Origin of the sequence: Pseudomonas sp. TH32, from assembly GCF_016650855.1 — a bacterium.
GTDB lineage: Bacteria > Pseudomonadota > Gammaproteobacteria > Pseudomonadales > Pseudomonadaceae > Aquipseudomonas.
This window is the reverse complement of record NZ_JAEKFA010000002.1, coordinates 6,221,229-6,234,468: the sequence shown is the minus strand read 5'-3', so window position 1 is coordinate 6,234,468 and position 13,240 is coordinate 6,221,229. Positions and strand designations below refer to the sequence as shown.

The 13,240-nt window shown below is 61.9% G+C and carries 10 protein-coding genes and 1 pseudogene; all 11 read left to right on the top strand.

Annotated features, from left to right (window positions below):
* Positions 1-5 precede the first annotated feature (5 nt).
* The gene (locus tag JFV30_RS32145) at positions 6-1,676 is read left to right on the top strand and encodes a response regulator (RefSeq protein ID WP_010174038.1); all 1,671 of its coding nucleotides are present in this window, start codon (positions 6-8) and stop codon (positions 1,674-1,676) included.
* A gap of 1,519 nt (positions 1,677-3,195) precedes the next feature.
* Positions 3,196-3,690 (top strand): annotated as a pseudogene (locus JFV30_RS33790) (methyl-accepting chemotaxis protein); the annotation flags it as partial.
* Positions 3,691-3,929: 239 nt separating this feature from the next.
* Positions 3,930-4,385: a type II 3-dehydroquinate dehydratase gene (aroQ, locus tag JFV30_RS32135; protein ID WP_003217307.1), complete on the top strand. Its 456-nt coding sequence runs from the start codon at positions 3,930-3,932 to the stop codon at positions 4,383-4,385.
* A gap of 25 nt (positions 4,386-4,410) precedes the next feature.
* Entirely contained in the window at positions 4,411-4,872 is a 462-nt protein-coding gene (gene accB, locus JFV30_RS32130; protein ID WP_003217309.1) for an acetyl-CoA carboxylase biotin carboxyl carrier protein, read from the top strand.
* 17 nt (positions 4,873-4,889) lie between these two features.
* Positions 4,890-6,251 carry an acetyl-CoA carboxylase biotin carboxylase subunit gene (accC, locus tag JFV30_RS32125; RefSeq protein WP_010174033.1) on the top strand — a complete coding sequence of 454 codons (1,362 nt, stop codon included), beginning with the start codon at positions 4,890-4,892 and terminating at the stop codon, positions 6,249-6,251.
* A 275-nt stretch (positions 6,252-6,526) separates the two neighbouring features.
* Complete coding sequence (gene prmA / locus JFV30_RS32120; RefSeq protein ID WP_010174030.1) at positions 6,527-7,405, top strand: 50S ribosomal protein L11 methyltransferase; 879 nt, start codon at positions 6,527-6,529, stop codon at positions 7,403-7,405.
* A 30-nt stretch (positions 7,406-7,435) separates the two neighbouring features.
* Entirely contained in the window at positions 7,436-8,677 is a 1,242-nt protein-coding gene (locus JFV30_RS32115) for a DUF3426 domain-containing protein (protein WP_201126055.1), read from the top strand.
* Between the two features lie 185 nt (positions 8,678-8,862).
* Complete coding sequence (gene dusB, locus JFV30_RS32110) at positions 8,863-9,876, top strand: tRNA dihydrouridine synthase DusB (protein WP_010174025.1); 1,014 nt, start codon at positions 8,863-8,865, stop codon at positions 9,874-9,876.
* Entirely contained in the window at positions 9,873-10,193 is a 321-nt protein-coding gene (fis, locus tag JFV30_RS32105) for a DNA-binding transcriptional regulator Fis (protein ID WP_003186237.1), read from the top strand. The genes dusB and fis overlap by 4 nt, the downstream gene beginning before the upstream one ends.
* A gap of 81 nt (positions 10,194-10,274) precedes the next feature.
* A complete protein-coding gene (purH, locus tag JFV30_RS32100) occupies positions 10,275-11,882 on the top strand; it encodes a bifunctional phosphoribosylaminoimidazolecarboxamide formyltransferase/IMP cyclohydrolase (RefSeq protein WP_010174016.1) in 1,608 nt (535 codons plus the stop codon).
* 20 nt (positions 11,883-11,902) lie between these two features.
* Entirely contained in the window at positions 11,903-13,195 is a 1,293-nt protein-coding gene (gene purD / locus JFV30_RS32095) for a phosphoribosylamine--glycine ligase (protein ID WP_201126054.1), read from the top strand.
* The last annotated feature ends 45 nt before the right edge of the window (positions 13,196-13,240 follow it).

Genomic DNA, 13,240 nt, shown 5'->3' with positions numbered 1-13,240 from the left:
AGGATATGACCGAGCCAGAAGACCCCAGCCGTGAGCGCCTCAAGCACCATTTTGCCCAGCGGGTAATTCATCAGGCACGTCAAATTCTTGAGATCTGGCAGCGCCTGCAACGCAGCGAATGGTCGACCACTGACTTGTCCGAGCTCAGTGAGGCCAACCTGCGCCTGCTGCGTTTTGCCGAACGCTTCGAGCAGCCGGAACACGGCCAGCTGGCGCACCTGATCAGCGATTCACTCAAGGCCGTGGACGACAACCGCGGTCGCCTCAGCAGCCACCTGATCACCGAACTCAACCGTTTGATGCAGCGTTTGTCCCGCACCGGCCTGCGCCAGGGCGACCAGCTGGAACAAACCTTACTGCCGCCCATGCGCAAGCCGATCTACGTGATGCTGGCCGATCACGACCGCGCCGAGCGCCTGGCCAAGCAACTGGAATTCTTCGGTTTGAGTGCCCAGTCCCTCGACAGCGTGGCGGCATTTCGCGCCTCGATGGCCGAGCGCTTGCCCGCCGCTATCGTTATGGACGTGGATTTCTGCGGCGCCGGCCTCGGCCTCAAGCTTGCCGCCGAAGCCCAGGAAGGCCTTGAGCAAAAACTCCCGCTGCTGTTTTTCAGCCTGCACGAAACCGACACGCCCACCCGCCTGGCCGCCGTGCGCGCCGGTGGCCAGGAGTTCCTCACCGGAACCCTGGAAGCTTCGAGCCTGCTGGAAAAAATCGAAGTGCTGACCTGCGTTGCCCAGTACGAACCTTACAAAGTGCTGATCATCGACGACTCGCGGGCCCAGGCGATGCACACCGAGCGCCTGCTCAACAGCGCCGGCATCGTCACCCGCACCCTGATCGAACCGATCCAGGCCATGGCCGAGCTGGCGGACTTCCAGCCCGACCTGATCATCCTCGACATGTATATGCCAGCCTGTACCGGTACCGAACTGGCCAAGGTGATCCGCCACAATGACCGATACGTCAGCGTGCCGATCATCTACCTCTCGGCCGAAGACGACCTGGACAAGCAACTGGACGCCATGAGCGAAGGCGGCGACGACTTTCTCACCAAGCCGATCAAGCCCCGGCACCTGATCACCACCGTGCGCAACCGCGCGGCACGGGCGCGCAACCTCAAGGCGCGGATGGTGCGCGACAGCCTCACCGGGCTGTACAACCACACGCACATCCTGCAACTGCTGGAAGACTGCAGCTTCCGTGCACGCCGTGAAAACAAGCCGCTGAGCTTTGCGATGCTCGACATCGACCACTTCAAGCGGGTCAACGACAGCCACGGCCACCCCATGGGCGACCGGGTGATCAAGAGCCTCGCGCTGTTTCTCAAGCAGCGCCTGCGCAAGACCGACTATATAGGCCGTTACGGCGGCGAAGAATTTGCCATCGTGATGCCCGACACCGACCTCGACAGGGCTTGCCAGGTACTGGACGAAATTCGCGGGCGCTTCGCCGAGATTCACTATCCCGCCCAGCCTCAGGATTTGTGGTGCACGTTCAGTGCCGGCGTGGTGGAGCTCTGCGACGGCTCCGACAGCCTGATGATGGCCGCCCAGGCCGACGAGGCGTTGTACCGCGCCAAGGATGCAGGCCGTAACCGGGTGATGTCCGCACGCGCATCAAAGCAAAGTGCCACCTTTTCACCGGAATCCACCGAATCCGTCATAACTCTGTAATAGAAACGCAATAACTTCAGGCACTTACTTCTGCTGTCGGTTGAAACCACGCATGCGCCTGAAGCTGCTGACGAATCTGAACACCCTCCTTCTGGTCGCCGTTTGCCTGGCCCTGGGCGCAACGCTCTGGTGGTCGCAACGCGCCCTGGAACGGCCTTATCTGCTGATGGAGCGCTACCTCGGCCTGTCGCAGACCTTTCAGAACCAGGCCGCACGCAATATCGACGATTACCTCGCCAGCGGCGACGCCCTGCGCCTGAGCAGCGCCAGCCAGAGCCTGGAGAACCTGCTGCAGCACCTGGATGAGTTGCCGGCCGACCTGGCGCACAACCTGCGCCCCAGCCTGGTCGACCTGGATACCTTCAGCAAAACCGACCTGCTGGCCGCCGGCAAACTGGCCGGCGACCCGCAAGCCCTGCTGCTGCAAGCCGAACGCGAACTGGGTGCGAACCTGGAGCAACTGAATCAGTACGCCAGCGGTGTGAATTCGCCGGAGTCTGCGCGTTATTTGCCGCCTTTATTGGCCGCGTCCCAGCACCTGGCCAAATTGTCCCTGGCCCGGGACAAACTGGTGAGCAGCGGACGCAGCGAACTGGCCGACGATGTAGAGCGTGAAGTCAGCAACATCCGCAGCCAGGCTGACGCGCTGGGGCAATTGCCCTTGTTGGGCGTGACGGCCAGCAGCGAGTCCAATACCGACGATTTCTCGGCCATGATGGGCCTGGAAAATACCGAAAAAACCGTGGCCCAGGACACCGGTGTCGACCTCAAGCGCGAGCTCAACAGCCTGCTGACTCGCTACCCCGCCGAGCTGAAACGGACCCGCGAGCAAATCCAGCAACGCACCGAACTGGCCACCGCCACCCACCTGAAAATCAACGCCGTGCAGCAAGCCATCGCTGCGCTGGAGCCCGTGGTGCGGGCCCAGCACGCGCAGATCCAGGGCGAAGTGCGGCTGATGCAAGGCGTGATGATCGGCCTGATTTTGCTGATCGCACTGTTGATCGACACCTTGCAACGGCGCCTGGCGCGGGTGCTGACCAACCTGGCTCCGGCCTTGTCCACATGGGCCGAGGGCGACTTCAGCCAGCCCATTGCCTTGGGCAAGACCAACCGTGAGCTGCACGATATCGAAGAGTCCCTGAACCGCTTGCGCGCCTACCTGGTAGACCTGGTGGGCACCATCAGAGGCAACGCAGAGCAAGTGGCCGGCAGCAGCAGCGCGCTGGCGGAACTGAGCAGCGGCATGCATGACGGTGCCGAACGCCAGGCCGGTGATACGGCGCAGATTCGCGATTCCCTTGGCGAACTGGAAGCGACTATCCAGCAGGTAGCCGGCGATGCCAGCCAGGCCGCCGCCGCCAGCCGCAGTGCGGGCCAGGCCGTGGAACAGGGCCAGCGCGTGATCGGCTTGAGCCTGACCGGCCTGCACGCATTGGTCGGCGAAGTGCAGATCAATGCGCAGATGATCGAGAAACTTGCCGAAGAATCCGCAACCATCGGCGGCGTGCTCACGGTGATTCGCTCGATTGCCGACCAGACCAACCTGCTGGCACTGAACGCTGCCATCGAAGCCGCCCGGGCCGGTGAGGCCGGCCGCGGGTTCGCGGTGGTCGCCGACGAGGTACGTTCCCTGGCCCAGCGCACCGCCGGCGCCACCGCCGAAATCCAGCACCTGATCGCCGGCCTGCAAACCGCCGCCCGGCAATCGGTGGAAGGCATGCGCGCCCAGGTCGAACACGCCGAAGCCACCGCCGAACAAGCCCAGGCGGCCGACGGCGCGCTGGATGAAATCGTCGGGGCGATCCAGACCATTTCCGACACCGCCGTGCGGATTGCCGATGTGACGGCCCAACAAAGTGGCGCCGTGAGTGAAATCCGCGATAACAGTGAGCGAATTCACCAGTTGGGCGAGGACAACTTGCTGCGAATCGGCCAGGGGCGCAGCCAGGGCGAGCACTTGCTGGTGCTGGGCGGGCAACTCAACACCGCCGTGCAGGCATTTCGCGTCTAATGCACATCCTGTAGGAGCCGGCTTGCCCGCGATGAGTCCCGAACTCTCACCGCAGCACTCACAGACGCCATCGCCGGCAAGCCGGCTCCTACAAGTGACCGAATCTGACACCTCGGTCACATATTTTGCGCAATCCTCGCTAATCGTGCTGCCTACTGCATAGAACTGGACAGTCACAAAGCCTTTGCGGCATAGTCGCCGGGTTCTACCGTGCCCACATCAATAACAAGGAACAGCCGATGGCGACCTTACTGGTTCTTCACGGACCCAACCTGAACCTGCTCGGCACCCGCGAACCGGGCGTCTACGGGGCAGTGACCCTCGAACAGATCAACCTCGATCTGGAACGACGGGCACGTGATGCCGGCCACCATCTGCTCTACCTGCAAAGCAATGCCGAGTACGAACTGATTGATCGCATCCATGCCGCGCGCAGCGAAGGCGTGGACTTTATCCTGATCAATCCCGCCGCTTTTACGCACACAAGCGTTGCATTACGTGACGCGCTGCTGGCGGTGAGCATCCCATTCATCGAAGTGCATTTATCGAACGTGCACAAACGCGAACCTTTCCGCCATCACTCTTACTTCTCCGACGTTGCGGTAGGAGTGATCTGCGGCCTTGGCGCCAGCGGTTACCGACTGGCCCTGGAGGCCGCCCTGGAACAGCTTGAAGACACGGCCAAGCGCCCCTGACCGACCCTTTGGGAGTTGATGATTCATGGATATCCGTAAAGTTAAGAAACTGATCGAACTGCTGGAAGAATCCGGTATCGACGAGCTGGAGATCAAGGAAGGCGAGGAATCCGTACGGATCAGCCGTCACAGCAAGACCCCGGCCCAACAGTTCTACGCTCCACAGATGCAAGCGCCGGCCCCTGCCGCTGCGCCAGTGGCTGCTGCTCCGGTTGCGGCCGCTGCCGAAGCCCCTGCTGCACCTAAACTGAACGGTTTTGTGGTCAAGTCGCCAATGGTCGGTACCTTCTACCGCACCCCGGCGCCTACTTCGCCAGCCTTTGTTGAAGTCGGCGCCACCGTGAAAGTGGGCGACACCATCTGCATCGTTGAAGCGATGAAGATGATGAACCACATCACGGCTGAAAAAGCCGGCGTCATCGAATCCATCCTGGTAGAAAACGGTCAGCCGGTTGAGTACGACCAGCCGCTGTTCACCATCGTTTGAACCGCGGAGCGCCTTCGATGTTGAAACCTGCGAAGAAACTGCAAAAAGTCCTGATCGCCAACCGCGGCGAGATCGCGCTGCGTATCCTGCGCGCCTGTAAGGAAGAGGGCATCAAGACCGTCGCTGTTTACTCGACGGCCGATACCGAATTGATGCACGTGAAACTGGCGGACGAAAGCATCTGCATCGGCCCGCCACTGGCCACGAACTCGTACCTGAAAGTCTCGAACATCATCGCTGCAGCTGAAGTCACCGGCGCGGATGGTATTCACCCGGGCTACGGCTTCCTCGCGGAAAACGCCGATTTCGCCGAACAGGTTGAGAAATCCGGGTTTGCCTTCATCGGCCCGAAAGCCGAAACCATTCGCCTGATGGGCGACAAGGTCTCGGCCAAGGACGCCATGATCGCTGCCGGCGTACCTACCGTTCCAGGTTCCGACGGCCCGCTGCCTGAAGACGAGGCCACCGCCCTGCGCATTGGTCGCGAAGTCGGTTACCCGGTGATCATCAAGGCCGCCGGTGGCGGCGGTGGTCGCGGCATGCGCGTGGTACACAAGGAAGAAGACCTGATCGAAGCCGCCAAGCAGACTCGCTCCGAAGCGGGCGCCTGGTTCGGCAACCCGATGGTCTACCTGGAAAAGTACCTGACCAACCCACGTCACGTGGAAGTGCAGGTACTGTCCGACGGCCAGGGCCACGCCATCCACCTGGGCGACCGCGACTGCTCGCTGCAACGTCGTCACCAGAAGGTACTGGAAGAAGCTCCGGCACCGGGCCTGGACGAGACCGCTCGCCAGGAAGTACTGGCTCGCTGCGTCAAGGCGTGCATCGACATCAACTACCGTGGCGCGGGCACTTTCGAGTTCCTGTACGAGAACGGTCGCTTCTACTTCATCGAGATGAACACTCGTGTGCAGGTAGAGCACCCGGTTTCGGAAATGGTCACCGGTATCGACATCGTCAAGGAGATGCTGAGCATCGCCGCTGGCAACAAGCTGTCGTTTACCCAGGATGATGTGAAGATCCACGGCCACTCCCTGGAGTGCCGGATCAACGCCGAAGACCCGAAAACCTTTATCCCAAGCCCTGGCCTGGTCAAGCATTTCCACGCGCCCGGCGGCAACGGCGTACGTGTGGATTCGCACCTGTACAGCGGCTACAAGGTTCCATCCAACTACGACTCGCTGATCGGCAAGCTGATCACCTGGGGCGCCACCCGCGACGAGGCCATGGCCCGTATGCGTAACGCCCTGGACGAAATCGTGGTAGACGGCATCAAGACCAACATCCCGTTGCATCGGGATCTGGTTCGCGATGAAGGCTTCTGCGAAGGTGGTGTGAACATTCACTACCTGGAACACAAGCTGGCTAATCAGTAAGCGAAGTGATCCACCCAACAAAGCCGCCTTCGGGCGGCTTTGTTGTTTGTGGGATACAAAAAACACCTTAAAACCCTGTGGGAGCTGGCTTGCCTGCGATAGCGGTGGATCAGTGAGGTAATACTCCGCTGACACTGCGCTATCGCAGGCAAGCCAGCTCCCACATTTGGGCTGCGTGCAGTCAGTGGTGTCGTCTTCTGCCCGCCGCTCGCGTAAACTGGCGCGCTTTCGCAGCCCTACCCCGCTGCACACTCATTTTTTCAAAGGTGCCCGCCATGCCTTGGCTGCAAGTCCGTCTCGCCATCAGCCCAGAACAAGCCGAAACCTACGAAGACGCGTTCCTCGAAGTGGGCGCCGTGTCGGTGACCTTCATGGACGCCGAAGACCAGCCGATTTTCGAGCCCGAGCTCAACACCACCCCGCTGTGGTCCCACACCCATCTGCTGGCCCTGTTCGAAGACGGCACCGATGCCGCCAGCGTCCTGGCCCACATGGAACTGCTCACCGGTGGCCCGCTGCCGGAGCATCACAGCGAAATCATCGAAGACCAGGACTGGGAACGCAGCTGGATGGACAACTTCCAGCCGATGCGCTTTGGCCAGCGCCTGTGGATCGTGCCGAGCTGGCACGCCGCCCCCGAGCCTGATGCGGTGAACCTGCTGCTGGACCCGGGCCTGGCGTTCGGCACCGGCACTCACCCGACGACCGCCCTGTGCCTGGAATGGCTCGACGGCCAGGACCTGCAAGACTGCAACGTGCTGGACTTCGGCTGCGGCTCGGGGATCCTGGCAATCGCCGCCCTGCTCCTGGGCGCCAAGGAAGCCGTCGGTACCGACATCGACGTGCAAGCCCTGGAAGCCTCCCGCGATAACGCCGGGCGCAATAACATCGCCGAAGAAAAATTCCCGCTGTACCTGCCGGAGCAATTGCCCCAGGTGAAGGCTGACGTGCTGGTGGCCAATATCCTGGCCGGGCCACTGGTTTCCCTGGCGCCGCAGCTGTCGAGCCTGGTCAAGCCAGGCGGGCGCCTGGCGCTGTCGGGCATCCTCGCCGAACAGGGCGAAGACGTTGCCGCCGCCTACGCCCAGGATTTCGAGCTGGACCCGATCGCCAACCGCGACGGCTGGGTACGCATCAGCGGTCGTCGGCGCTAGAATGAGCGCCTGCATGAATCGGATGGCCGCATGACCGACAGTTTCGTCACCCAGTGCCCACATTGCCAAGCGCGCTTTCGCGTCAGCCATGCTCAATTGAGCGTGGCCCGTGGCGTGGTGCGCTGTGGCTCGTGCCTGCAAGTGTTCAATGCCGCGCGCCAACTGCTGGAGCAGCGCGCCAGCGCGCCCGCGTCCCAGGCACCGGCAGCAACTGAACCGCCACCCGAAGCACCGCGGGCCATCAGCCAGAAGCAATGGACCGCCGAAGAGCTGGACCTGGATAACCTGGACCTCGACGAAGAACTGGCCAAGCTGGAACGTCGCGAGATTCAACACACCCAACCCGTGGGTGCAGACCGTCGCCAACACGGTTCCGACCGTCGGCAAAAGGAAGATTCCCTCAGCGCCAGCCGCGATACGGCCAAAGCCGAGGAAGAGCAATGGGCCGCCAGCCTGTTCAGCGAGCCGCGGGACGATCGGGCGCAAGCCCCGCAACCGGACGATGAACCTCAACCGGCCAAGGCCACCCCCGGCAAACCCAAGCGCACCGAGCCTTCGATGTCGCTTGAAGCGGTCGAGCCGGACGACGAGCCGCCGCTGCACGCAGGCATCACCGATGAAGCACTCGACCCGCCGGTAACCGCCGAACCCGTCGAGCCGGAACCCGAACACCCCGAACGCCCGCAGCCCAAGCGCAAGCGCCCTCGCCCCGGGGCCAGCGCCCACGACGACATGCTGCAGGACCTGGAAGACGACCCACTGCACCTGTATTCCCAGAAGCGCTCCTCCGGCTGGGGCCGCCGCCTGTTCTGGGGCCTGTTGGTGCTATTGGCCGCCGCCGGCCTGGCGGGACAATACGTCGCCTACCAATTCGACGACCTGGCACGCCAGGACGCCTATCGCCCGTGGTTCCAGGAACTGTGCCCGAAACTGGGCTGCACCGTGCCATCACGGGTCGATATCGCCCACATCAAGAGCAGCAACCTGGTGGTGCGCAGCCACCCGGAGTTCGCCGGCGCCCTGGTGGTAGACGCGATCATCTATAACCGCGCGACATTTTCCCAACCGTTCCCGTTGCTGGAGCTACGCTTTGCCGACATGAACGGGAATATGATCGCCAGTCGTCGTTTCAAACCCGCCGAGTACCTCAGCGGTGAGCTGGCAGGCCAGACCGAGATGCCCTCCCAGACGCCGATCCACATTGCCCTGGACATTCTCGACCCGGGCAACAAAGCGGTGAATTACAGCCTGAGCTTCCACTCTCCCGAGTGATCCGGCTCATGGGCCGGGGTTTGACGGCAGATTATTGACTGCACCGCGTTTGACCAAACCGGTGGCGATAAGAAAATAACTGCTCAGATTTTATCCAATTCAGCCTTTATCCAGTCATCGAGAGCGGGTATCATGCCAACCCTTTTTCGAACTCTAATGATCCGGCCCCACAACAGGGAAGTCCTATGTCGGCGGTACGCATCGGCCCATACACATTGCACAACGGCTTGATCCTCGCCCCGATGGCAGGGGTCACCGACCAGCCCTTTCGTCAGCTTTGCAAGCGTTTGGGCGCAGGGCTTGTAGTCTCGGAAATGGTCACCAGCGACATGAGCTTGTGGAACACCCGCAAATCGCGGATGCGCATGATCCACGAAGGTGATCCCGAGCCCCGCTCGGTACAGATCGCCGGCGGTGATGCGCAAATGCTGGCGGATGCGGCCCGGGCCAACGTGGAGTTGGGGGCGCAGATTATTGATATCAACATGGGTTGCCCGGCCAAGAAGGTCTGCAACAAGGCCGCAGGCTCTGCCCTGTTGAAGGATGAGCAGTTGGTGAGCGAGATCCTGCATGCCGTTGTCGCTGCAGTGGATGTGCCGGTCACCCTGAAGATCCGCACCGGTTGGGACCGGGACAACAAGAATGGCCTGACGGTGGCGAAGATCGCCGAGCAGGCGGGCATTACAGCGCTGGCGGTGCATGGCCGCACCCGCGCCGACCTTTACACCGGTGAAGCCGAGTACGACACCATTGCCGCGATCAAGCAGGCGGTGTCGATTCCCGTCTTTGCCAATGGCGATATCGATTCAGCCGAGAAAGCCCGGCGCGTGTTGCACGCGACCGGTGCCGATGGCCTGTTGATTGGCCGGGCTGCCCAGGGGCGGCCGTGGATTTTTCGTGAGATCGAGCATTTTCTGCGTACCGGCGAAGTGTTGCCGGCACCGGAGTTGATCGAGGTGGAACGTATTCTGCTAGAGCATCTGGCCGCCCTGCACGCCTTCTATGGAGACGTGATGGGAGTACGCATTGCTCGCAAGCATGTGGGCTGGTATCTCGCAACCTTGCCGGGCGCCAGGGAGTTTCGCGCCCACTTCAATCGTTTGGATGATACGGAAGCACAGTGCGCCAACGTTCGTGAGTTCTTCTGCGAGCGTTACAAGAGCCTGGTGACAGGGGACGGAGAAGGGGTGGCCGCATGACGATGATGACCGAGACTTTAGTGAGTGGAACAACACCCGTGAGCGACAACGTCAATTTGAAACAGCACCTCAACACGCCGAGCGAAGAAGGCCAGACCCTTCGCGGGAGTGTCGAGAAGGCGCTGCACAATTATTTCGCCCACCTTGAGGGCGCTGCCGTCACGGACGTGTACAACCTGGTGCTCTCCGAAGTCGAGGCGCCGTTGCTCGAAAGCGTAATGAACTACGTCAAGGGCAACCAGACCAAGGCCAGTGAGCTGCTCGGTCTGAACCGTGGCACGCTGCGCAAGAAACTCAAGCAGTACGATTTGCTGTAAGCATTCAATCAAACCAGAAAGGCGCCCGCGTAAAAACGGTCGCCTTTTTTGCTGACTCCTTTGCTTTTGATGGAAATTGAAATGACCGACCAGACTACCCGCCTGCCGATCCGCCGTGCCTTGATCAGTGTCTCCGACAAGACCGGGATCCTCGAATTTGCCCGGGAGCTGGAAGCCCTGGGTGTGGAGATTCTCTCCACCGGCGGGACCTTCAAACTGCTGCAGGACAACGGCGTGGCCGCAGTGGAAGTGGCGGACTACACCGGTTTCGCAGAAATGATGGACGGTCGGGTCAAGACCCTGCACCCGAAAATCCACGGCGGGATCCTCGGTCGTCGCGGTATCGACGACGCCATCATGACCGAGCACGGCATCAAGCCGATCGACCTGGTGGCCGTTAACCTCTACCCGTTCGAAGCCACCATCAACAAGCCAGGCTGCGACCTGCCGACCGCCATCGAAAACATCGATATCGGCGGCCCGACCATGGTTCGCTCCGCAGCAAAAAACCACAAAGACGTGGCCATCGTGGTGAACGCCAGCGATTACGCCAACGTGCTGGAAAGCCTGAAAGCCGGCGGCCTGACCTACGCCCAGCGCTTCGACCTGATGCTCAAGGCCTTCGAACACACCGCTGCCTACGACGGCATGATCGCCAACTACATGGGCACCGTGAACCAGGCGGCTGAAACCCTCAGCACTGAAGGTCGCAGCCAGTTCCCGCGCACCTTCAACAGCCAGTTCATCAAGGCCCAGGAAATGCGCTACGGCGAGAACCCGCACCAGAGTGCGGCGTTCTACGTGGAAGCCAAGCCTGCCGAAGTCGGCATCGCCACTGCAACCCAACTGCAAGGCAAAGAGCTTTCCTACAACAACGTGGCCGACACCGACGCCGCGCTGGAATGTGTGAAGAGCTTCGTCAAGCCAGCCTGCGTGATCGTCAAGCACGCCAACCCGTGCGGCGTGGCCGTGAGCCCGGACGCTGAAGGCGGCATCCGCCAGGCGTACGAACTGGCCTACGCCACCGACACCGAGTCGGCCTTCGGCGGCATCATCGCCTTCAACCGTGAGCTGGACGCCGAGACCGCCAAGGCGATCGTTGAGCGTCAGTTCGTTGAAGTGATCATTGCCCCGTCCGTGAGCGACGAAGCCCGCGCCATCGTTGCTGCCAAGGCCAATGTGCGCCTGCTGGCCTGCGGCGAGTGGTCGGCCGAGCGTGCTGCTGCCTGGGACTACAAGCGCGTCAACGGCGGCTTGCTGGTACAGAGCCGCGACATCGGCATGATCGGCAGTGCCGACCTGAAAGTGGTGACCAAGCGCGCCCCGACCGAACAGGAAATCAACGACCTGATCTTCGCCTGGAAAGTCGCCAAGTACGTTAAATCCAACGCCATCGTCTACGCCAAGAACCGCCAGACCATCGGTGTCGGCGCCGGCCAGATGAGCCGTGTGAACTCGGCGCGTATCGCTGCGATCAAGGCCGAACATGCCGGCCTGCAAGTGCAGGGCTCGGTGATGGCGTCCGACGCTTTCTTCCCGTTCCGTGATGGCCTCGACAACGCCGCAAAAGCTGGCGTGACTGCAGTAATCCAGCCAGGCGGTTCGATGCGTGACGCAGAAGTGATTGCAGCGGCTGATGAAGCCGGCATCGCCATGGTGTTTACCGGCATGCGCCACTTCCGCCACTAACAGAATTCGAGGTTTTTGAAATGAATGTTTTGATCATTGGCAGCGGTGGCCGTGAACACGCCCTGGCCTGGAAAGTTGCCCAGGACCCGCGCGTCCAGAAAGTGTTCGTTGCACCCGGCAACGCCGGCACCGCCATTGAAGCCAAGTGCGAAAACGTCGCCATCGACGTGTTGGCCCTTGAGCAACTGGCAGACTTTGCCGAGAAAAACGTTTCCCTGACCATCGTCGGTCCGGAAGTGCCGCTGGTGGCCGGCGTTGTGGACCTGTTCCGCAGCCGCGGCCTGGACTGCTTCGGCCCTACCGCCGGCGCTGCCCAGCTCGAAGGCTCGAAAGCCTTCACCAAGGATTTCCTGGCGCGCCACAAGATCCCGACCGCCGACTACCAGAACTTCACCGAGATCGAGCCGGCCCTGGCTTATCTGCGTGAGGTCGGTGCACCGATCGTGATCAAGGCCGACGGCCTGGCCGCCGGTAAAGGCGTGATCGTCGCAATGACCCTGGCCGAAGCCGAAGACGCCGTACGCGACATGCTCGCCGGCAATGCTTTCGGTGAAGCCGGTTCGCGCGTCGTCATCGAAGAGTTCCTCGACGGCGAAGAAGCCAGCTTCATCGTGATGGTCGACGGCAAGAACGTGCTGCCGATGGCCACCAGCCAGGACCACAAACGCGTGGGCGACGGCGACAGCGGCCCGAACACCGGCGGCATGGGTGCCTACTCCCCGGCCCCAGTGGTCACCGCCGACGTGCACAAACGCGTGATGGACCTGGTGATCTGGCCCACCGTGCGCGGCATGGCGGACGAAGGCAACGTGTACACCGGCTTCCTGTACGCCGGCTTGATGATCGACAAGGCCGGCAACCCGAAAGTCATCGAGTTCAACTGCCGCTTCGGCGACCCGGAAACCCAACCGGTGATGCTGCGCCTGCAGTCGAGCCTGGTGTTGCTGGTGGAAGCTGCGCTGGCCCAGGCCCTGGACAAGGTCGAAGCCCAATGGGACCCGCGCCCAAGCGTCGGCATCGTGATGGCCGCCGGCGGCTACCCGGCCGACTACGCCAAGGGCGATGTGATTGAAGGTCTGGACGCGGCTGCTACGCTGGAAGGCAAGGTGTTCCACGCGGGCACCGCGCTCAAGGATGGCAAGGTGGTCACCGCCGGTGGTCGCGTATTGTGCGCAACCGCCATGGGCAGCAGCGTAGATGCCGCCCAGCAACAGGCTTACAAGCTGGCGGCAAAGATCGACTGGAAGGGCTGCTTCTACCGCACCGACATTGGCTACCGCGCCATTGCCCGTGAGCGTGGCGAAAGTCAGTAAACAGCTATCCGTTCGGTTAGGCAGGGGCCCTTGGCCCTTGCCCTA

Excerpts from the sequence above, each read along its gene's own strand:
- JFV30_RS32145 (WP_010174038.1), top strand. The coding sequence starts at position 6 with ATGACCGAGCCAGAAGACCCCAGCCGTGAGCGCCTCAAGCACCATTTT.
- aroQ (WP_003217307.1), top strand. The coding sequence starts at position 3,930 with ATGGCGACCTTACTGGTTCTTCACGGACCCAACCTGAACCTGCTCGGC.
- accB (WP_003217309.1), top strand. The coding sequence starts at position 4,411 with ATGGATATCCGTAAAGTTAAGAAACTGATCGAACTGCTGGAAGAATCC.
- accC (WP_010174033.1), top strand. The coding sequence starts at position 4,890 with ATGTTGAAACCTGCGAAGAAACTGCAAAAAGTCCTGATCGCCAACCGC.
- prmA (WP_010174030.1), top strand. The coding sequence starts at position 6,527 with ATGCCTTGGCTGCAAGTCCGTCTCGCCATCAGCCCAGAACAAGCCGAA.
- JFV30_RS32115 (WP_201126055.1), top strand. The coding sequence starts at position 7,436 with ATGACCGACAGTTTCGTCACCCAGTGCCCACATTGCCAAGCGCGCTTT.
- dusB (WP_010174025.1), top strand. The coding sequence starts at position 8,863 with ATGTCGGCGGTACGCATCGGCCCATACACATTGCACAACGGCTTGATC.
- fis (WP_003186237.1), top strand. The coding sequence starts at position 9,873 with ATGACGATGATGACCGAGACTTTAGTGAGTGGAACAACACCCGTGAGC.
- purH (WP_010174016.1), top strand. The coding sequence starts at position 10,275 with ATGACCGACCAGACTACCCGCCTGCCGATCCGCCGTGCCTTGATCAGT.
- purD (WP_201126054.1), top strand. The coding sequence starts at position 11,903 with ATGAATGTTTTGATCATTGGCAGCGGTGGCCGTGAACACGCCCTGGCC.